The organism is Haliea sp. (assembly GCF_040222615.1).
Lineage (GTDB): Bacteria > Pseudomonadota > Gammaproteobacteria > Pseudomonadales > Halieaceae > Haliea.
In genome coordinates, this window is record NZ_JAVKCQ010000063.1 from 13,406 (window position 1) to 33,799 (window position 20,394).

Here is a 20,394-nt window from a genome sequence, read left to right on the forward strand (position 1 = left end):
GCAGAGTCGCTCCGTGGGCATCAGGGGGACGGCGGGGCCGTCGGATGGGTGTCTTCGATCGTACAATTGGTGAGTATCTGCATTGAACAGGGCGCCAGCATCACGGTGACCGGAGCCAGCAGGCAGGGCGCGTCCATCCCGCTCCCGGCGTCCGGGTCCGCGGTGTCCACCACCAGCCGCCAGCCCGGGGTCGCTATCGCGGGGAGGGTGAAACTGTGTTCTTCACGGGCGGCATTGAAAATTACCAGCAGGCAGCGGGACTCCCCGGTCCGGGGATCGGGTTTCTCCGTCAGCAGGTAGCCCAGCAGCTGATTGCGGTGCTCGTGCCAGTGCTCGTCCCGCATCAGGCGGCCTTCCCCGTTCAGCCACTGGATGCCGTCATCGTGGGGGTCATTGGGACGGTGCCGGTACTCATAGGCCTGCAATACCGGAAACTGCCGACGCAGGTCCAGCAGCCTGCGGGTGAAGGCCACCAGCTCCGCCGCGGAGCCGTCACCGTCCTCCCAGTCCACCCAGTTCAGCCCATTGTCCTGGCAATAGGCATTGTTGTTGCCGTGCTGGGTACGGCCGCGCTCATCACCCGCCAGCAACATGGGCACGCCCTGGGACACCGCCAGGGTCGCCAGCAGATTCCGCTGCAGGCGCCGCCGCAGTGTCTCCACCGCGGGATCATCGCTGGGCCCTTCGACGCCCTGGTTATCACTGAAATTCTCGCGATGTCCGTCGTTGTTGTCCTCGCCATTGGCCTCGTTGTGGCGACGGTTGTAACTGACCAGGTCGCGCAGAGTGAACCCGTCGTGGCTGGTGAGGAAATTGATGCTGGCGCGGGGGCGCCTGCCTGCGTGCTCGAAGATATCGCCGGAACCGTGCAGGCGGCGGGCCAACTCCGGCAGCTGGCCGCTGTCACCCCGCCAGTAACGCCGCACCGTGTCCCGGTAACGATCGTTCCACTCACTCCAGTGCGCCGGAAACCGACCCAGCTGGTAGCCTCCGGGGCCGACATCCCAGGGCTCGGCGATCAACTTGCAGGAAGACAGCAGCGGGTCCTGGGACACCACCTGGAAAAAAGTGGCGGCGCTGTCAAAACCGTGTTCGGTACGCCCGAACACCGTGGCCAGGTCAAAGCGGAAACCGTCGACGCCCATATTGCCGGCCCAGTAGCGGAGACTGTCGGTGACCAGCTGCATCACTCGCGGATGACGGATGTTGAGCGTATTGCCGCAACCCGTGTCGTTGACATAAAAGCGGCGGTCGCCGGGCAGCAGCTGGTAGTAGGACAGGTTGTCGATGCCGCGGAAACTGAGGGTCGGTCCCAGGTGGTTGCCCTCGCAGCTGTGGTTGAATACCACGTCCAGGATGACCTCCAGCCCCGCCTGGTGAAACCGGTCCACCATCTGCCGGAATTCGTCCGGGTCGTTGCCCCCCAGATAGGCCGGGTGGGGCGCAAAGAACGACAGCGTGTTGTAGCCCCAGTAATTGCCCAGGCCCTTTTCGAACAGGTGATACTCGTCGATGAATGCATGCACCGGCAGCAGCTCGACCGTGGTAATCCCCAGCGCCTTCAGGTAGCTGATCACCGCCGGCTGGGACAGGCCCGCGAAGGTGCCGCGCAGGGCTTCGGGGACCTCCGGATGACGCAGGGTGAAACCGCGCACATGGGTCTCGTAGATCACCGCCTTGCGCCAGGGCACCAGCGGGGTAAGGGCATTGTTGCACCAGTCGCTGCGCTCGCAGACCACGGCCTTGGGGACCCAGGCAGCGTTGTCGCGGGTGTCGAACGCGAGGTCCTGGGCGCTGTCGCTGCGCGGGTAGGCAAAGTGCGCTTCGTGCCAGCTGAAACGGCCGGCGAGCCGGGGCGCATAGGGGTCCAGCAGCAGCTTGTGGGGATTGAACCGGTGGCCGGCGTGGGGTTCGAACCGGCCGTGTACACGATAGCCGTAGCAGGTCCCCGGGCGCACTCCCGGGACATAGCCGTGCCAGATATCGTGAGTGCGCTCCGGCAGACTAAGGCGGGCAATCTCGTGCTCTCCCGCCGGGTCATACAGGCACAGCTCAACGGCGGTGGCGTGGGCGCTGAACAGGGCAAAGTTGGTGCCCTCGCCGTCAAAGCTGGCACCGAAAGGGCGCGGTTCACCCGCCAGTATCTTCATGGCCCCGGCTCCGTATCGTCCGCCAGCAGCATAATCGTTGCCAGTGGCGGCAAGGTCAGGGTCAGGGTCCAGGGCTGGCCATCACAGGTGCCGGCTACCGCTTCCACCCCGCCCATGTTGCCCTGGCCACTGCCGCCGTATTCGTGGGCGTCGGTGTTGATGCACTCCCGATACCAGCCCGGGCCCGGTACTCCCACCCGGTAGCTACGATGCACCTGCGGGGTCATGTTGGACACTACCAGCAGCCGCCGGCGGTTATCCTGCCCCCAGCGCAACCAGGCGTATACGGACAGCGACCTGCGATCCGCCTGCAGCCACTCAAACCCGCCGGGCTCGCAATCCTTCTCATACAGCGCGGGCAGACCGCGGTAGAGTGCGTTGAGATCCCTCACCAGCTGCTGTACCCCCCGGTGCGGTGCCTGCTCCAACAGTTCCCAGTCCAGGCCGCGGTCGTGGTTCCATTCCCGGCGCTGGGCAAACTCGCTACCCATGAACAGCAGCTTCTTGCCGGGGTGACCCCACATGAAACCCAGGTAGGCGCGGAGGTTGGCAAACTGCTGCCACTCGTCTCCGGGCATTTTCTCCAGCAGGGCGCCCTTGCCATGTACCACTTCGTCGTGACTCAGGCACAGCACAAAATTCTCGTCCCAGGCATAGACCATGCTGAAGGTCAGCTCATCGTGGTGGTAGCGGCGATGGATGGGGTCCCGCGCCATGTAACGCAGGCTGTCGTTCATCCAGCCCATGTTCCACTTGAAGCCAAACCCGAGGCCGCCGGCGTATACAGGCCGGGATACACCGGGCCAGGCGGTGGATTCCTCCGCCACCATCATCACCCCCGGGTGGCGCGCATGGACCCGCTCGTTGACCAGCTGCAACAGGCGGATCGCCTCCAGGTTCTCACGGCCGCCCTGTTCGTTGGGCAGCCATTCGCCGGCCTTGCGGCTGTAGTCCAGGTACAGCATGGAGGCCACCGCGTCCACCCGCAGGCCGTCCAGGTGGTACTCCTCGAGCCAGTAGTTGGCGTTGCTGAGCAGGAAACTCACCACTTCGCGGCGCCCGTAATTGTAGATCAGGGTGTTCCAGTCCGGGTGGAAACCCTTGCGCGGGTCCTCGTGCTCGTAGAGCGCGGTACCGTCGAAGCGGCCGAGACCGTGGGGATCCGTGGGGAAATGACCGGGGACCCAGTCCAGCAGTACCCCAAGGCCGTGCTGGTGACAGCGATCGACAAAGCTGCGGAATTCGTCGGGCGTACCAAACCGGATTGAAGGGGCATAGAGGCCCACCGGCTGGTAACCCCAGGATCCGTCAAAGGGATACTCGCTGACCGGCATCAATTGCAGGTGGGTGAAGCCCAGCTCCAGCGCGTAGGGGATGAGTTCATCCGCCAGTTCCAGATAGCTGAGGTAGCGGTTGCCCTCCCGCTCGCGGCGCCGCCAGGAACCCGCGTGGACTTCGTAGATGGCGACCGGCCGCTGTTGCTGGGCCACGCGGGACGCCATCCAGCTGCCGTCCCCCCAGGCATAGTGCCCCTCCCGCAGCAGCACCCGGCTCGCGGTTTCCGGCGGATGTTGCATGGCATGGGCGAATGGGTCGGCCTTGAGCGGCAGTACCCTGCCGCCGGCCGCCGTGACCTGGTACTTGTACAGTGCCTGGTCGGCGACCCCGGGAATGAAAATCTCCCAGACACCCGAGGCCGGATGGCGCCGCAGTCCGTGCTGGCGGCTGTCCCAGCCATTGAAGTCCGCGACAATGGCCACCCGCTCCGCGGACGGTGCCCAGACCGTGAACAGCACGCCATCGACACCCGCAACGGTGCGGGGCCGGGCGCCAAAATGGCGGTAGGCGAATTCCTCGGTGCCCTCGGAGAACAGGTAGAAATCCCCGTCGCTGACCTGGGGCGGAAAGCGGTAGGGATCCTCGATCTCGACCGGGCCACTCGTGGTTTCCACCCGCCACAGATAGCCGGCACCGCCGGACCGCGCCTCCAGGGCGGCCTCGAACAGGCCCTCGGCATGGATCCGTCGCAGCTGGGCGAGCACCTCGCCACTCTCGCGATCCACCATCGCCACGGCCTGCGCCCAGGGCAACAGGGCACGCGCCACCAGACCCGCACCGCCGGGATGTTCATGCAGTCCCAGCACCGCAAAACTGTCGCTGTGCCGGCCGTTCACCAGTGCCTCGATCTGGCCCCGGTCAAGGACCGGGGGGGCCACTCTGCCTGCGGCCTTCATGCCCGACGCTCCCGGTCTACCGCCGCCAGCAGCGCCTGCACCCTGGGCGCGGCAAAAATGTCCGCGGTGGACTGCAGCTGCTTGCGCCGCCAGTTGGGGTATTCGCGCCAGGTGCCGGGAATGTTCACCGGCTCAGCCAGCAGCTGCAGGTCTTCCAGCTGCAACAGCAGCAGGCGGGAGGCGGACCGGGCACAGGCCCGATGGATCGCGCTGCACAGATTCATGTCCAGCTCTCCCCCGACTTCCGCCGGCAACAGGCCATTGCCCTCCAGCCAGGCGCAGAGTTGTGCGCGATCCGCCTCTCGCTGTCCCTGCTCCCGGGCCAGGGCATCCTCATCGGCAATCAGGCCCAGCTCCCGTCGCCGGCGCAGGTCGCTGCCCTGCCACCAGTCGGCGAGCGTGGGCACATCGTGGTTGGTCACCATCAACAGCACATCCGGCGGAAACTCGGCGGGCGCCCGGAAACGGCCATCGTGATGCTGCTCGAAATAGAACAGGCGATTCCCCAGCAGGGCACTGCCCTGCATGGCCTGACGAAACTCCTCGGGTACCACGCCCATATCCTCGCCAATGACCACACAGCGGTTACGCCAGCTCTCCAGCCGCAACAGGGCAAGCAGCTCGTCCCGCGGATAGAACACGTAGAGGCCGGCGTTGTCCTCCGCGTCGTGCAGGCACCACCATAGGCGCATGAGCGCCATGACATGATCCACCCGCAGCGCCCCACAGGCGCTCATGTTCTTGTGCAAGAGGTCAATGAAAAACCTGAACCCGCTCTCCCGCAGGCGCAGCGGATGGGGTACCGGCAGCCCCCAGTCCTGGCCGTGGGGGGCAAAAGGATCCGGCGGTGCGCCGATGCTGGCTTCGGTAAGGTACAGGCCCCGGGCCTGTTCCACCTCGCAGCCGCGGCCCACCGCCCCGACCGCCAGATCCCGCATCAGGCCGATGCGCATGCCGGAGTCCAGCGCCAGCTGCTGGCAGTGCTGCAGCTGGCAGCTGGCCAGCCACTGTAACCAGGCATAGAACTGGGGGTCTGCCCGATGGCTGCGCGCCCAGGCATTGTGGCGGGCCTCGTAGCGGGCAAAGCCTTCCAGCGCACTGCCGCCCTCGGCCACGAAGCGGCGGAAGGCCCGCCCGCGCTCGGTGCCGGCCCGACGTTGCTCCCGGCGGAAAACGCTGAACATGGCCTCCAGCGCTTCATATTTGAGCCTGTTCACGCCCTCATAATCCACCAGCGGCGCTGCCTGCAAGCGAGCGCGCCGCTCCTGCCAGGCCGCCGTGGCGAGGGTCCCGACGACCGCGTCCCACTCGGGCTCACGCTCCGGGTCGATATACTGTGGGTTCAGGAAGCGACGGTCCGAGGGACTGTAAGGGCTGGCGATGGCATCGCCATCCGTGCAGGGGGCGTGCAGGGGGTTGAGCCCCACCAGATCTGCCCCGGCAGCGGCCGCCAGTGGCAACAGTTCACGCAGGTCGCTGAAGTCGCCCAGCCCCCAGTTGCGCGCGGAGCGCAGTGTATACAGCTGGCAGCTGAAACCCCACACCCGGTCGTGGCCGGACGGCTGCGGGGCGTAGAAGCGGTCCGGGCAAGCCATCACCCGCGAACTGGCGGACTGCAGGCCATCCGTCACCCGCAGGGCATGGTAACCCGGTACCAGGGACGGCAGCGGCAGCCTGCGGGCGCTGTAGCGCACCCCATCGGCGTGATAGTCGCCGACCTCGGCCAGCGCATCCGGCCGACATTCGCCCGCCACCAGCTCACCGCTCTCCAGAGTCAACTCCCAGCTAAAGGTCGCCGCCAACTGGTTGGGGTGAACGCGCAGCGAGACCTCCGGGACCGCCGCGGCCACAACACTGTGGTGAGGCAGCCAGTGCCGCCACGGATCGACATCCAACCGATCCACCGCCGCAGCCAGCGCACCGGGGTCCCCGCTGTCCACGCCCATCAGGCGCAACACCCGCTGCCGGTGGGCCATGGGCACCTCCTGCCGCTGGCCACCGTAATCGAGGTAGTCGGCGGAAATTCCACAGAGATACAGCAGCTTGTCCAGTTCGGTCATGAAGGATCCGGTAATGGCAGGGAGTGCGATCGCAGCGGCGCACAGCCTTTATCATACGTGAGATCGACGCCTAGGAAAGGTCTTCTGCAGGCCGCGCCCACTTCGCGGCTCATCAACCGTCCACTGTGACCAATTGTCGCTCCCCGCAATGCCGGGGGCCCGCTATACTGACGCCGTGTTCACCGCCGCCGCCAACCCGAATTCCGCCTACAGCCCTTCGCTGGCCAACCTGCGCAGCCTGCTGGCCATCCGCGCCATCGCCCTGCTGGGCCAGGCCGGGGTGCTGGCCTATGTCCTGCTGGTGAGCCGCACTACCCAGAGCCTCTGGGGCATGACCATCAGCCTGGTGCTGCTGGCGCTGGTCACCGTGGCCAGCCTGTGGTGGAGCACCCGCGCCCGGGAGGTTGGCAACCGCCAGTTCTGCGCCCAGTTGATGGTGGACGTACTGGGCTGGAGCGCGCTGATGTACTACAGCGGCGGCGCCGACAACCCCTTTATTTCCTACTACATCGTACCGCTGGTGGTGGCAGCTGCGGTGCTGCCCTGGCGCTATACCTGGCTGGTTGCCGGGACTTCGGTAGCTGCCTACAGCCTGTTGCTCTATTATCGGGTGCCCTTTCCCCTGTTTTCACCCCACGCCGCCATGGGACACAGCCAGGGCAGCGTCCACAGTCTGGGCATGTGGTTCAACTTCCTCTTCAGCGCGGGGCTTATCACCTACTTTGTCGTGCGTATGGCTGCGGTCTTGCGCGACCAGGAGGCAGAGGCAATGCGGCGCCGGGAGGATCGCCTTCGCCACGACCAGATCCTCGCCGTGGCCAGCCTCGCCGCCGGCACCGCACACGAGCTGGGCACGCCGCTGGCCACCATGACCCTGCTGGTCGATGAACTGTGCGAGGGGCCGGGTTTGAGCCCCGAAGCCAGAGATGATGTCGAGCTGCTGCGCCAGCAGCTGCTGCAGTGCCGCGGCACCCTCGCGGAGTTGAGCCGCACCGCTGAACTCTCCGCCGCCGGCGAGCGCCAGCAGACCCCGGCCGACCGCTTCGTCCGCGGCGGAGTGGAGCGCTGGTCGGCGCGCAGGCCGCGTGTGTCCTGCAGCTTCGCCAGCAACGGCCGCGGCGGTGCACCTCTGATCGCCTTCGACCAGACCCTGCCCCAGGCCCTGGAAAACCTGCTCAACAATGCCGCCGACACCGGGTCGGACAGCATCGCTGTCACCCTGGACTGGGACCCGGAGGAAGTGCGCATTGCGGTCCGTGACCGGGGCCCCGGCGCCCCGGCGGCCCTGCTGGCACGCATGGGCGACAGGCCCGCCGATTCCACCGCGACAGAGCCAGCCACCGCCAGCCCGGCAGTCGATACCCAGGGCGGACTGGGGATAGGCCTGGTCCTGGCGCGCGCGACCGCGGAGCGCCACGGCGGCCGCATTACCCTGGCCAATGCGGAGGGTGGAGGCTGCCTGGCGACCTTGCAGCTGCCCGTGGCAACCGCGGAGAGCAGCGATGCCTGATCGCGCCAGGATCCTGCTGGTGGACGACGACCCCACCTTCAGCCGTGTGCTGGCGCGAGGGCTGACCCGCCGGGGTTTCGACTGTCGCTGTTGCGCCAGTGCCGGGGCGGCGCTGGCCTGTTGCGAGGAGTTTGGCCCCAGCCATATCCTGCTGGACCTGAACATGCCGGGGCAGTCGGGCCTCGCGGCGCTGCCCGCGTTGCGAGCTCTCGCGCCCGAGGCGGCGCTGGTGGTGCTCACCGGCTATTCCAGTATCGCTACCGCGGTCGAGGCGATCAAACTCGGGGCCACCCAGTATCTGTGCAAACCGGCCGGCATTGAGGAAATACTGCAGGCCTTCAGCGGCCAGCGGCCCGAAGTCGAACCGGCGACCCAGCCTCCCTCCCTGGAGCGGCTGGAATGGGAGCACCTGCAGCGGGTGTTGAATGAAAACCAGGGCAATATTTCCGCCACCGCGCGCGCCCTCGGCATGCACCGGCGCACCCTGCAGCGCAAGTTGCAGAAACGGCCGGTAAAACGCTAGGCACGCATCAATCAGCGATCCCGGAACACCGGCGGACGCTTCTCGACAAAGGCCTGCGCGGCTTCCGCAGCGTCCTCACTGAGAGCCAGCAGAGACTGGTGCCTGTCCTCCATGGCCATGGCGGCATGCAAGCTGGGGGCATCAATGGCGTAATTGAGAGCTTCCTTGGTCAGGCGCAGGCCCATTGGCGTCGCCCGCAACATCTCCTCGAGGTAGGGGCCAGCCGCCTGCGACAGTTCCGCATCTGGCACCACCTCCGACACCAGGCCGGTAGCCAGCGCGCGGGGGGCGTGGATAAACCGCGCGGTGAGCAACAGTTCCGACGCCACCGCAGAGCCGACCAGGCGCGGCAGGAAGTAGCTGCTGCCCATATCACAGCCCGTCAGGCCGATAGCCAGATAGGCCGCGTTCATGCGCGCAGACTCGCCCGCTATGCGGATATCCGCCGCCAGCGCCAGGCTGAAACCGCCGCCACAGGCCGCACCCTGCACCAGTGCAACGATCGGCTGGGGACAGGCACGCATGGCCTGATAGATCCGCGCGATGCTGCGCTGCACCTTCCACACCGCGTGCGGCCCCCGTGGCTGCGGGTTGAACGACGGATCGGTCAGGTCGAGCCCGGCGCAAAAGTGACGCCCGCGGGCTCGCAGCACCACCACCCGGGTCTGCTCACGCTCCCGCAGGCCCTCGAAATAAGCCAGCAAGTCCCCGACCAGCACTGCGTTGAGGGCGTTGCCACTTTCCGGCCGGTTGAGGGTAACCCAGTCAACCGGGCCCCGGTGTTCGATCTCCAGGGGAGATGCCTGTTCCATAGCGTGCCGTCCTCGCCGAATCGCCGACCGCTTCAGGTCATTGTGCTGTCATTTGCCTGATCGTACATCAGCGCCAGCATCTGTTCACCAGCCTCGGCCATATCCAGCCTGCCATCACTGATCGCGAGAATCCGCGCATCCACTTCCTCCTCAGCGAACAGACGCTGCACCCTGTCGGCGAGTACCGCATCGACCATGCCTCTCAGCTCGGAACGCACCTGCGCAAGGCGCCTCTGCATGAGCTCGCCGGAAGCCGTGATGGCAGCGCGGTGTTCCCTGATAGCCTGCCATAGCGCCGCGGCCCCCTTGCCCTCGGTGGCGATCGTTTCCAGTATCTGCGGTCGCCGAGCGGGGGGCAGCGAGGCCAGGGCGCCCTCGAGGTCGCGGCGGGTGGCTTCCAGTCCGGCCTTGTCCGCCTTGTTGATGACAAAAATATCGGCCACCTCCATGAGGCCCGCCTTGTTTGCCTGAACCTCGTCGCCCCAACCCGGGTTGAGCACCACCACCACGGTATCAGTCGCTGAGGCCACGTCCAGCTCCACCTGCCCGACACCCACGGTTTCTATCAGGGTCAAGGGCCAGCCGCAATGCTCCAGCAGACGCCGGGCGCTGCGGGTCGCCATGGCGAGGCCGCCGAGGTGGCCACGGGATGCCATCGAGCGAATAAACACTTCCGGCGATGCGGTGTGGGCCTGCATGCGCACGCGATCCCCCAACAGGGCGCCGCGACTAAGGGGCGAGGACGGGTCGACCGCGAGCAGTGCAACCTGCTGGCCGGGCTCTTCGAGAATTTCGCCCAGCAGGGTGCTGACCAGAGTGGATTTACCGGCGCCCGGAGCACCGGTAATACCCACGGTGTAACTGCTGCCCGGCCTGACCCTGAGCTTGCGCTCAAGGCTGGTGGAAGCGCTGCCACCGCGCTCCAGGACGCTGATCAGCCGCGCCAGTGCGCCCCGGTCACCCGCCACCGCGCGCTCAAGCTGGAGCGCCAGATCATCCGGCATGGTAGGCCCTCCCGGCATCGGAGACCTCAGGCCAGACCGGTCAGCCGCCTGGCAGCAGCCACGATATCTGGCAACTGGCTGCCCGGGGGATACACTTCCACGCCCAGCGCTTCCAGTTTGCGCTTGGCGTGGGGCGGCACCACGCCGCCGACAAAAATCGGCACCTCGGGACGCGACTCGCGGACCATACCGATGGCCCTGACCGCGACATCGACATGGCCGCCGATATTCAGCCCGACCAGATCCACGTCCTCGTCAACGCTGGCCTGCACCACCTCTTCGGGCCTGGCCATGCCGATCATGATCACCTCGAAACCCGCATCCCGCAGGGCCTTGGCGACCACGGTGGGGCCGCGCCAGTGTCCGTCGAGACCGGTTTTCGCCATCAGGATTCGTTTGCCTGCTGTATTCATTATTGTCTTGCCTCAGGTCTGTATCGGGGTGGCCCAGTCGCCAAACACGGCGCGGTAAACATCGCCGATTTCGCCCAGCGTCACCTCCGACTCCAGGGCATCCATCATGGCCGGCATGATATTGCGGCCATCGCGGCAAACCCTCTCCAGTTCGTTCAGGGCCTGGCCGGCGCCGGCTTCGTGGCGCGTTCTGCGGACCTCCTGCAGCCTCGCCAGGGCTACATCATAGGCGTCGTCCGCGCCAATGAAGCCGTCGACTTCAAAGGGCGAGATATCATCCTGGTGGTCGGTGACACCGATAATGACCTGCTCGCCGCTTTCCTGCTGGCGGAAGTCCTCGCTCTGGTTTTCCGCGGCCCGCTCGTGCAGCCAGCCCGAGTCCAGTGTGGCCAGGAAGCCGCCCTGCTCCTGGATCTCTTCAAAGAAACCCCAGGCGCGCTCAACCAGTTCAGCAGTCAGCGCCTCGACATAGTAGGAACCACCCAGCGGGTCGGTCACCGACTGGATATTGGTCTCCTCCTGCAGAATCTGCTGGATGCGCACAGACATCTGGTGGGCGTGCTCCGAGGGAATCGACAGCGCCTCGTCGTAGCCAGAGACGCCCAGGGACTGCACCCCCCCCAGAGCGGCGGCGAGCGCCATTACGGTACCGCGGACAATATTGTTCAGCGGCTGTTGATAGGTCATGCGCGAGCCCGCCGTCACGCAGTGGATGCGCAGGTTGGCGACCTTGGGATTGGTAATTCCGTAGCGCCGTTCCAGCAACTGCACCCACATCAGGCGCGCCGCGCGCATCTTGCTCGCCTCTTCGAACAGGTCCATGGAGGCGCGAAAATTGACGCCACTGCAGGCGCGGGCGGCGTTCTCCAGCGGCATGGTCTTGCGCCGCTTGATCTCCTCGAGATACTCCACGGCATTGGCAAACAGGGCGCCCAGCTCCTGGTAGGCGTTGAGACCGGTGTCGGCGCCGTTATACCCGGCAATGGAGACCGGGACCCAGCGGGGCAGATGCTTGTCGCAGAATTCCATAATGTCGGCGTTGAAGCGCAGGCCGTCCCGGGTCGGAATCTGCTGCTTGGTGACGCAGCCCAGATAGGTCAGGAAAAAATCACTCTGACCTGTACCCGGCAGCTTCGCCAGGTCGAGGCCCCGATGCCTGGCAACTGTCCAGTAGCCGGCGAGCGCGAAGGGAGCGTGCTGCACCACGGCGCCGCCAGCGTGGCCGAAACTGGTCGCCAGCGGCAGATCCTTCATGCAGATATCGATGTCGCGGACGCTCTGCATGACCGCTCCGGTGAGGCCCACGTCCTCGCGCCGGGCCACAACATCCGGATGATCCACGTTGTAGCAGTGGTCACCGGTGTTGCGATCGTGCTCCATAATAAACCCGGTCTCGCCCTGCTCCAGCAGGAAGCGGATGCGCTCATTTTCGTCCTCGGGCTTGCCAAAGCCGCTGAGCTGGAAGATGCGCCAGGGCTTGGTGCGGTAGCCGCCGGGGTGGGCGCCGCGCTGGAATGGCGTCGCGCCGGGGTCAGAGGACATGCGCTCCCGGTGTTCCGGCGGGACATCGCGTTCACTGTAAAACGGTTGCAGGGGAAGGCCTGACGCCGACTTCCATTCCCTGTCCTTATTGTTATCTACACTCATAAGCAGCAGTAATCAGGTGAAGGGTGGTCGCTGCAATTTAGTACCCGAAGCCTTATTTGTCTACCCCGAAATATTTTATTCTTGACTACCAGTAAAAAAAGATTACTCTCTCAATCATAGAGCTTGACTAAAAATAACGAGAGCCAGGGATCCACAATGACCGTATCCGCGAGTGTGGTCGATCTGACCGCGACTGAAAAAGTGTTTATCGGCGAACCCGCCGCCAAAGCTATTGCCAGCGAAGCTGATCGCCTCGGAGCCAGGCGGATTTTCCTGATGGTCAGCCGCGCTCTGAATACCGGCACCGACGAGATCGACAAAATCCGCAGCGCGCTGGGCGCGCGGGTCGCAGGCACCTACGACGGCATGCCGCCACACGCCCCGCGCAGCGCGGTTCTGGCGGCCGCGGCCATGGCCCGGGAAGCGGGCACCGACATGATCGTCACGGTGGGCGGCGGCTCGATCACCGATGCCGGCAAGATTGTCAGCCTGTGCCTGAAACACAATCTGCGAGAACCCGATGACATGGAGCCTTACCACGTCTATGTCGATGACCAAGGCAATGTCATCAAGCCTGTGTTCGAAGGACCTGAAATTCCTGTAGTCATTTGCCCAACCACGCTGTCCGGCGGCGAATTCAATCCGCTCAGCGGGGCCACGGACGAAAAAGTCCACCACAAGCAGGGCTTTGAGCACCGGCGAATGGCGGCGGCAAGCATTATTCTTGATCCCGCCCTCACCCTACACACCCCGGAGTGGTTGTGGCTGTCCACCGGTGTGCGCTCGGTTGACCACGCCCTGGAAACGCTGGGCTCACTGCAGTCCAACGACTTCTGTGATGGCATGGCCGACTGTGCCCTGCGCCTGCTGGCCGAAGGGCTGCCACGGGTCAAGCGGGATCCGGGTGATCTCGAGGCCCGACTCAAGTGCCAAGTCGGCGTATGGCAGTCGATGATACCCATCACCGCCGGCGTACCCATGGGCCTGAGTCACGCCATCGGCCACATCCTCGGCGGCACCTGTGACGTGCCACACGGCTATTGCTCCTGCGTCATGGCTCCCGCGGTGCTGGCGTTCAATGCACCGGTCAACGGCGACCGCCAGCGGCGCATCAGCGCCTGCTTTGGCCAACCGGACCGCCCGGCCAGCGAGGTGGTCGATGAGTTCATCCGCGACCTGGGCATGCCGCGCTCCCTGTCCGATGTCAACGTAAGCCGCGACCAGCTGGAGCACATCGCCGAATACACCATGCTGGACTTCTGGGCCCGGACTAATCCGCGCACGGTCAATGCGGCCGCGGATGTCCTGCCGGTCCTGGAAATGGCCTACTGACACCGCAGTTGAAATGGAGTTGAAGTGACCGCAACCCGCCCTGGCAAGAGCCTGAAAGCAGAGCTGGCCCTGTTCAAGCGCCGGCGTATCCGCGACGAGGCGAGCCACCTTTTTTTCCGCCTGGGCTATGAAGGAACCACTATTGACGCCATAGCAGAGCAACTGCAGGTAACCAAACCATTCATCTACAGCTATTACAAAAACAAGGGTGAGATTCTCTACGACATCGCAGAAGTAGGCATCACGCTGTCGCTGGAGGCACTGGAGGAATGTCTGTTGACCAAAGGCTCAAGCTGGGACCGGCTGAAACTGGTAGTAGACCAGGTTGCCAGGATCATCATCGAGAACCAGGAACACATTGTCGTCTACCAGCGCGAGGAAAAGAACCTGGACCAGGCGCTGGCGCGACAGGTGCGGGAAAAGCGATCCCTGTTTGACCACCGCCTGGCAGAAGTCCTGACCCAGGGCCACAGAGACGGTCAGTTCGATATTGAGGATCCGGTCCTGACCGCCACCACGATCGGCGGGATGATGAGCTGGGTCGCATTCTGGTATCAACCCGGTGGCCGTTGGTCTGAGGCCGAAATCATCACCCACCTGATCCGAAGCATAGAGCGCCTGCTCCTGCCGCGACCTCGCACGCCAGGGGCCAGCGCCGGCCGCAAGGGCAGCGAGGCCCAGCAATGAACAGCAAAAACGGAGCCTGCTCATGACAGCAACCCGATGCACAGACCCGCGCGTGCCGGCGAGAGAAGCCTGCGTGGTGCGCGACCTGATAGACCGCTGGGCCACCGTCCAGCCCGACCAGACCTATGCCGTGTTCGAGGATGGTAGCACTTGGAGCTACGCCGAGCTGCAGCATCGGGTTGCCGGTGTGGCGGCCGCCCTCCACGCACGCGGTGTCCGCCAGGGTGACCATGTCGCCGCCTGGCTGTTCGGCGGCCCGGAAGGCATCCTGAGTTTTTTTGCCATCAACTACCTGGGGGCCGTGTTTGTGCCGTTCAACACGGCCTATAAAGGACGGTTGCTGGAGCATGTGCTCGCCAATTCAGATGCACGCCTGCTGATCGCCCACGGCGACCTGATCGAGCGCCTGGAGGAGGTGGATACGGCCCTGCTGGAGCGTGTGGTCTATACCGGAGAATCTGCTGCCAGCATCAGCCTGCCCGCCGAGCCCTTCGCGACTCTAATCGCCGAGCAGGCTGAACCGCCCGCTCTTGAGCGCCCGATAGAGCCCTGGGATACCCAATCGATCATCTACACCTCAGGCACTACCGGACCGTCCAAGGGCGTGCTCTCGTCCTACCTGCACCTTTACACCAACGCGGGCCCGGAAACCTGGCATTTCATCACCGGCGAGGACCGGTTCCTGATCAACATGCCGCTGTTCCACATCGGCGGCATGGGTATCATTTTCGTCATGCTGGCTCGCGGCGGCTCCATATCGGTAATGCAGAATTTCAGTACCGAGCGCTTCTGGCCATTTGTCCGGCAAACCGACACCTCGGCCGCTTTCCTGCTCGGTGTGATGGCAACGTTTCTGCTCAAGCAGCCGGCCTCCAGTGACGACCGGGACCACAAGCTGCGCAAAGCCTTCATGGTGCCATTCACTGAAACCGCCCTGGACATGCACGAACGTTTCGGCATCGACATCTACACCATTTTTAACATGACCGAGATCTCCTCACCCATTGTTTCCGAACCCAACCCCCGTCGCCGTGGCACCTGCGGCAAAGTGCGCCCCGGAGTTGAAGTGCGCCTGGTGGACGAGCACGATTGCGAGGTTGCCACCGGGGAAATCGGCGAGATGCTGGTGCGTACTGACCGACCCTGGGGCATGAACCACGGCTATTACAAGAATCCGGAGGCCACCGCAGAAGCCTGGCGCAACGGCTGGTTCCACACCGGCGACTGCTTCCGCCAGGATGAGGAGGGATTCTTCTATTTCGTCGACCGGCGCAAGGATGCCATCCGCCGCCGGGGTGAAAACATCTCCTCATTTGAAGTCGAGGCCGAGGTCGTGGCCTATCCCGCCGTCCGCGAGGCCGCTGCCTACGGTGTGCCCAGTGAGCTGGGCGAGGACGATGTCATGGTTGCGGTCGCTGGGGTCGACGGCATGGAGCTGGATGCGGAAGCACTGCTGCGCTTCCTGGCGGAGAAAATGCCCTACTTCATGGTTCCACGCTATATCAGGATCCTGCCCGAGCTGCCCAAGACACCTTCGGCAAAGATACAGAAACACCTGTTGCGCGCCGAAGGGATTACCAGCGACAGCTGGGATCGCGAGGCACACGGAATATCTTTGCGCCGCGACAGATTGCATTAGGGACGGGGCGGGGAAACGCATTTACCTTGGCTAAAATCACGATAAAAACGAGGATTCAAACGATGCAAATTCACAAGCGAAACGCGATTTTTTCTGGTCTCATCGCAGCGCTGGCCCTGGCCGGCTCCGCGCAGGCCCAGAACACCCTGGAAGAAGTAGTGGTGACAGCGACCAAACGCGCAGTCAGTCTCGATGACTTCTCCGGCGGCGCCAATGTACTCGGGGCTGACGCCCTTGGTCCCGGTGGTATCGAAAATGTCCGCGACATGCACGTCGCTGTGCCAAACATGTCCATCGGCGACCAGTTTGGCTTTGCGCGGGTTTTTATCCGCGGCATTGGCATGACCAGCATCGACATTGGTGGCGAGGGAGCGGTTTCCTTTCTCCAGGATGGTGCAATCATCCCCCGTCCGGCGGCGCAGTTGGCCGGAATGTTTGACCTGGAACAAGTGGAAGTACTGCGCGGGCCACAGGGCACGCTGTACGGCAGGGGGGCAACCGCGGGGGCGATCAATCTGGTGACCGCGAAACCCGGAGACGAGTTCGGCGGCTTTGCCAACTTCACCGCCGGCAATTATGGCCTGACCACCTTCGAGGGCGCTATTGATCTGCCGGCCACGCCCGAGCTGAACATTCGTCTCGCAACCAAGATCGAGAAGCGTGATGGCTACGGCGACAACCTGTTCAGCGGCTCTGATATCGATGACCGCGACGCCCAGGCCTATCGGGCGACCTTCGCCTACAACCCCGATGCGAACTGGGATGCCACCCTGTCATTGCAATACTATGAAGAGGACGACAACAACTTCGGCTTCCACTACTTTGGCCCCTCCGCGGGCTCTGCGGCTGGCGCCCCCTTCTCGGTGCTCTTTCTTGGCGGGCAGACAGTTTTCGATGTCGGTGGCAGCCTCTACGACATCTACTCCGACCAGGAGGCTATCAACCAGCGCGAGGGCTACGGCGGTATCCTGACACTGAATTTCGAACTCAACGAAGACACCAGCCTGCGCTCTATTACCTCCCTGCAGGGTATGGACCGCTTCCTGCGAGACGACCTTGATTCCACCGAGGTCGACCTGTTTGGACGCAATGACTATGTGGAAGAAAGCGAGTCTTTCAGCCAGGAGTTCGTGCTCAACTTTTCCGGCGACGGCTATGACATTCTCGCCGGCGTCATGTACCTGGAAGAAGAGCTGTACGGGAATGTCTTCGTGCCCTTGAACAACGTCTGCTTCTTGCTCGCACCGGAACTGTGCGGCACCCCGACCGGCGACTTCATAAACAGCGGTCGCTACGAACAGAACGGCGATGTCGACATCACTGCCTACGGAGCCTTCGCTGAAATCACCTACCCGGTTAACGACACGTTCACGATTATCGCCGGGCTGCGCTACAATTACGAAGAGCGTGATGGCACCGGGTTCTTCGTCTTCGATGCTGCGGGTATCGACATCAGTACCAACAAGTCAGCGGACTGGGATGACATCACACCACGCCTTACCCTGGAGTACCGCAGCGACAGCAACTCCCTGCTCTACGCGACGTATACCCAGGCCTTCAAGTCCGGCGTCATCAATACCGGCAGCCTTAGCGACCCACTTGATCCGGAAACGGTGGATGCTTTCGAGGTAGGTTACAAGTGGAGCCGCGAGGATGGCACTCTGTCTCTCTCCATGGCGGGTTTCTACTATGACTATCAAGATCTGCAGATATCCTTTGTCGACGCCACCAGCACGGTAACCACGATCAACGCTGCAGAAGCGGAGAACTACGGCCTGGAGCTGGAACTGAATGCGAATCTGGGGAGCGGGGTCTCAATGGACTTCTTCGCCACCTACCTGAGCGCAGAGTACAAGGAGTTTTTCAATGGTGATTACGCAAATGGTTTTGCCATCGCTGACCTGAGCGGCAATACATTGCCCAATGCGCCGGAGTACACCGCCAAGCTGGGAGTCAATTACGAAACCCGCCTTGGCGATGGCGATCTCAGGCTGCGCGGTGAAGCCTATTACCAGGACGAGATATTTTTTACCGAATGGAACCGCGCTGACGCCTACCAGGACGGCTATGGCCTGCTCAATGCCAGCGTCGACTATGCCTTTGCGGGCGGCAACTGGATGGTCAGCCTGTGGGGCAGGAACCTGTCCGATGAAGAGGTCATTTCCAACAACATCATTACCGCACCGCTGTACAACTCAGTCAGGGTGGGATCCATGCTGCCACCCCGCACCTACGGTGCCAGCGTGATGTACCAGTTCTGATACCCAGCCCCGCCGCGGCAGCAGCCGCGGCGGCATCCCATCTGTCAGTTTCGTGCAAGGATAATCAATGGCCGGGAACGACCCGCTTGCTTTGGGCGTGTTCATGCCCAATTGCTCAAATATGCCTTCCATTTCAACCCACGGCGTTGTCGCCGACCAGTGGCATTACGCGAACAACGAACGCATAGCCCAGCTGGCCGAGAGCCTGGGATTCGACTATCTGTTCCCGGTCAGCCGCTGGCGCGGCTTCGGCGGCGACACCAACTACCTTGGCACTTCGCTGGAGACCACTACCTGGGCTGCCGCGCTGCTGCGCGCAACCCAACGGATCAGGATTTTCTCCACCGTACACGTTCCCCTGTTCCACCCGATGGTCATCGCCAAGATAGGTGCGACACTTGCCCACTTGAGCGGCGACCGCTGGGGACTCAATGTGGTCAGCGGCTGGAGCCAGCGCGAATTCGGGATGATGGGGCTGACCCTGGATGAGCACGGCCGACGCTATGAACGCTCCTCGGCCTTCATCGAGATTCTGCGGGCGCTTTGGGACACGCGGGGGGAGCCTGTGAACCACCGCTCGGACTGGTACGCGATCAACGACGGTGTTTCACTGCCGCGCCCGGCACGCATGCCCGAAATCGCCAATGCCGGGGTTTCGGCGGACGCCCAGGCGATGACTGCCCGCCTCTGTGACTGGTCTTTCATGTCGGGAGCCAGCATAGAAGCGCTGCCCGGACTGGTCGACACCATCTCGGCCCAGGCCGAGACCCAGGGACGCCGGGTGAAGACCGCCATTTTTCCATTTCTGCTCTGGCGCGACAGCGAGGCCGAGGCGCTGGCTGAACTGCAGCGCATCATCGAGCAGAAGGATGAAGTAGCCACCCACAACTGGCTGCACGATATCAGCGCAGGCAGCGGCTCCTTCGACGAGTTCACCGGCAACATGATCGCCGCCAGCGGTGGCGGCCTGCCATTGCTGGGAGATGCGGAGATGGTGGCGGAACAGCTGCGCGCAATTCACCACAGCGGGGTCGATGCAGTGATGGTCACGCTGCAAGACTATGAACGCGACCTGCAGCGCTTTGGCAGGGAAATTCTTCCCATCCTGCGCCGTATGGGTGTCACCAGATACTGACACCGCCCTGTCAGAGACCCACCAAACCCGGGAGAAACGACATGCTGAGCTTTACCAACGGCGATTTCAGAGTCTACAACATCGAGGAGTGGCAGGGTGAGTTCGCCAGCCCGGAGCAACTCTTCGCCGGCTTCGACGCTCGCGAGTTTGCCGGCTTTGCCGGGCAGATACCGCATTCTTGCTACAGGCCGGAAAGCAACAGCCTGTACGCGTTTCTGCAGAGCTGGGTTATCACAGCCGGCGAACTGACCATCCTTTACGACACAGGGGCCGGCAACCACAAGGATCGTCCCGGTATCCCCGTGTTTGGCGAGCTGGACACGCCATTCCTTGCCAATCTCGCCGCTGATGGTTTCGAGCCAGAAAACATCGATATCGTGATCTGCTCGCACCTGCATATTGACCATGTCGGGTGGAATACGCGGCTGCTGGATGGGCAGTGGGTCCCCACATTTCCCAACGCTCGCTACCTGCTCCCGCGCATCGACCGCAGCTACTGGGATCCCGGCATTACCGATGGCCCCCGCCCCTCACCCACAGGTGCCCAGGTGAACGCCAACGTGTTCGAAGACAGTGTGCAACCGATTCTTGATGCCGGGCAGGCACATCTGGTCGAGGACGGACACGTTGTCGCACCAGGGATAACCCTGACCCTGCACCCGGGCCACACTCCCGGCCATCTGGTCCTGAACCTGGACAGCGCCGGGGAGCAGGCCATGTTCGTGGGCGATATCCTGCACCATCCTGCCCAAATATTTCAGCCGGACTGGAACAGCGTGTACTGCGAAGACCCGGCCGCAGCCAGGTCCAGCCGCCGCCAGATCCTGGCTCGGGCTGCAAGGACCGGCGCCCGCGTGGTGCCTGCGCACTTCGGCGGCACGCACTTTGCGTGGGTGGAGGTGCACGGGGACGGCTTCCGACCCCGCTTCGGGAATCAGACCTGACAGCGAGTGGCCCTCACCCCAAACCCTGATCACAGGAGACAGG

At 63.7% G+C, this 20,394-nt stretch carries 15 protein-coding genes; 8 read left to right on the forward strand and 7 right to left on the reverse strand.

What is annotated here, in order from left to right; genetic code table 11:
• Positions 1-20 precede the first annotated feature (20 nt).
• Genes glgX through malQ form a run of 3 tightly spaced genes read right to left on the reverse strand, consistent with a single transcriptional unit; the run spans position 21 to position 6,444 of the window.
• Positions 21-2,150, reverse strand: a complete 2,130-nt coding sequence (glgX, locus tag RJQ10_RS05285) for a glycogen debranching protein GlgX (RefSeq protein ID WP_350144353.1) — start codon at positions 2,148-2,150, stop codon at positions 21-23.
• The gene (gene glgB / locus RJQ10_RS05290; protein ID WP_350144355.1) at positions 2,147-4,384 is read right to left on the reverse strand and encodes a 1,4-alpha-glucan branching protein GlgB; all 2,238 of its coding nucleotides are present in this window, start codon (positions 4,382-4,384) and stop codon (positions 2,147-2,149) included. Before glgB ends, glgX begins: the two co-directional genes overlap by 4 nt.
• Positions 4,381-6,444 carry a 4-alpha-glucanotransferase gene (gene malQ, locus RJQ10_RS05295; RefSeq protein WP_350144357.1) on the reverse strand — a complete coding sequence of 688 codons (2,064 nt, stop codon included), beginning with the start codon at positions 6,442-6,444 and terminating at the stop codon, positions 4,381-4,383. The genes glgB and malQ overlap by 4 nt, the downstream gene beginning before the upstream one ends.
• 133 nt (positions 6,445-6,577) lie before the next feature.
• Here malQ and RJQ10_RS05300 point away from each other — a divergent pair, with 133 nt between their 5' ends.
• Both RJQ10_RS05300 and RJQ10_RS05305 read left to right on the forward strand, forming a co-directional pair.
• Positions 6,578-7,954 carry an ATP-binding protein gene (locus RJQ10_RS05300; protein WP_350144359.1) on the forward strand — a complete coding sequence of 459 codons (1,377 nt, stop codon included), beginning with the start codon at positions 6,578-6,580 and terminating at the stop codon, positions 7,952-7,954.
• Complete coding sequence (locus RJQ10_RS05305) at positions 7,947-8,477, forward strand: response regulator transcription factor (protein WP_350144361.1); 531 nt, start codon at positions 7,947-7,949, stop codon at positions 8,475-8,477. The genes RJQ10_RS05300 and RJQ10_RS05305 overlap by 8 nt, the downstream gene beginning before the upstream one ends.
• 11 nt (positions 8,478-8,488) lie before the next feature.
• On the opposite strand, the gene RJQ10_RS05310 is transcribed toward RJQ10_RS05305, so the two are convergent.
• From RJQ10_RS05310 to RJQ10_RS05325, 4 genes are read right to left on the reverse strand one after another with little or no spacing between them, the layout of a single operon-like run.
• Entirely contained in the window at positions 8,489-9,289 is an 801-nt protein-coding gene (locus RJQ10_RS05310) for an enoyl-CoA hydratase/isomerase family protein (protein WP_350144363.1), read from the reverse strand.
• A gap of 32 nt (positions 9,290-9,321) precedes the next feature.
• Complete coding sequence (gene meaB, locus RJQ10_RS05315) at positions 9,322-10,293, reverse strand: methylmalonyl Co-A mutase-associated GTPase MeaB (protein WP_350144365.1); 972 nt, start codon at positions 10,291-10,293, stop codon at positions 9,322-9,324.
• 26 nt (positions 10,294-10,319) lie between these two features.
• A complete protein-coding gene (locus tag RJQ10_RS05320) occupies positions 10,320-10,706 on the reverse strand; it encodes a cobalamin B12-binding domain-containing protein (RefSeq protein ID WP_350144367.1) in 387 nt (128 codons plus the stop codon).
• A gap of 12 nt (positions 10,707-10,718) precedes the next feature.
• Positions 10,719-12,353: a methylmalonyl-CoA mutase family protein gene (locus RJQ10_RS05325; protein WP_350144369.1), complete on the reverse strand. Its 1,635-nt coding sequence runs from the start codon at positions 12,351-12,353 to the stop codon at positions 10,719-10,721.
• 156 nt (positions 12,354-12,509) lie between these two features.
• Here RJQ10_RS05325 and RJQ10_RS05330 point away from each other — a divergent pair, with 156 nt between their 5' ends.
• The 6 genes from RJQ10_RS05330 (at position 12,510) to RJQ10_RS05355 (ending at position 20,351) form a co-directional block, all read left to right on the forward strand.
• Positions 12,510-13,685, forward strand: a complete 1,176-nt coding sequence (locus RJQ10_RS05330) for an iron-containing alcohol dehydrogenase (protein WP_350144371.1) — start codon at positions 12,510-12,512, stop codon at positions 13,683-13,685.
• Positions 13,686-13,709: 24 nt separating this feature from the next.
• The gene (locus tag RJQ10_RS05335; RefSeq protein WP_350144373.1) at positions 13,710-14,372 is read left to right on the forward strand and encodes a TetR/AcrR family transcriptional regulator; all 663 of its coding nucleotides are present in this window, start codon (positions 13,710-13,712) and stop codon (positions 14,370-14,372) included.
• 22 nt (positions 14,373-14,394) lie between these two features.
• Positions 14,395-16,011, forward strand: a complete 1,617-nt coding sequence (locus RJQ10_RS05340) for an AMP-binding protein (RefSeq protein WP_350144375.1) — start codon at positions 14,395-14,397, stop codon at positions 16,009-16,011.
• Positions 16,012-16,073: 62 nt separating this feature from the next.
• Positions 16,074-18,272 (forward strand): TonB-dependent receptor, encoded by a 2,199-nt coding sequence (locus RJQ10_RS05345; RefSeq protein ID WP_350144377.1) that lies wholly within the window; start codon positions 16,074-16,076, stop codon positions 18,270-18,272.
• 121 nt (positions 18,273-18,393) lie between these two features.
• Positions 18,394-19,407 carry an LLM class flavin-dependent oxidoreductase gene (locus RJQ10_RS05350; protein ID WP_502880215.1) on the forward strand — a complete coding sequence of 338 codons (1,014 nt, stop codon included), beginning with the start codon at positions 18,394-18,396 and terminating at the stop codon, positions 19,405-19,407.
• Positions 19,408-19,448: 41 nt separating this feature from the next.
• Positions 19,449-20,351 (forward strand): MBL fold metallo-hydrolase, encoded by a 903-nt coding sequence (locus RJQ10_RS05355; protein ID WP_350144379.1) that lies wholly within the window; start codon positions 19,449-19,451, stop codon positions 20,349-20,351.
• Positions 20,352-20,394: the final 43 nt, after the last annotated feature.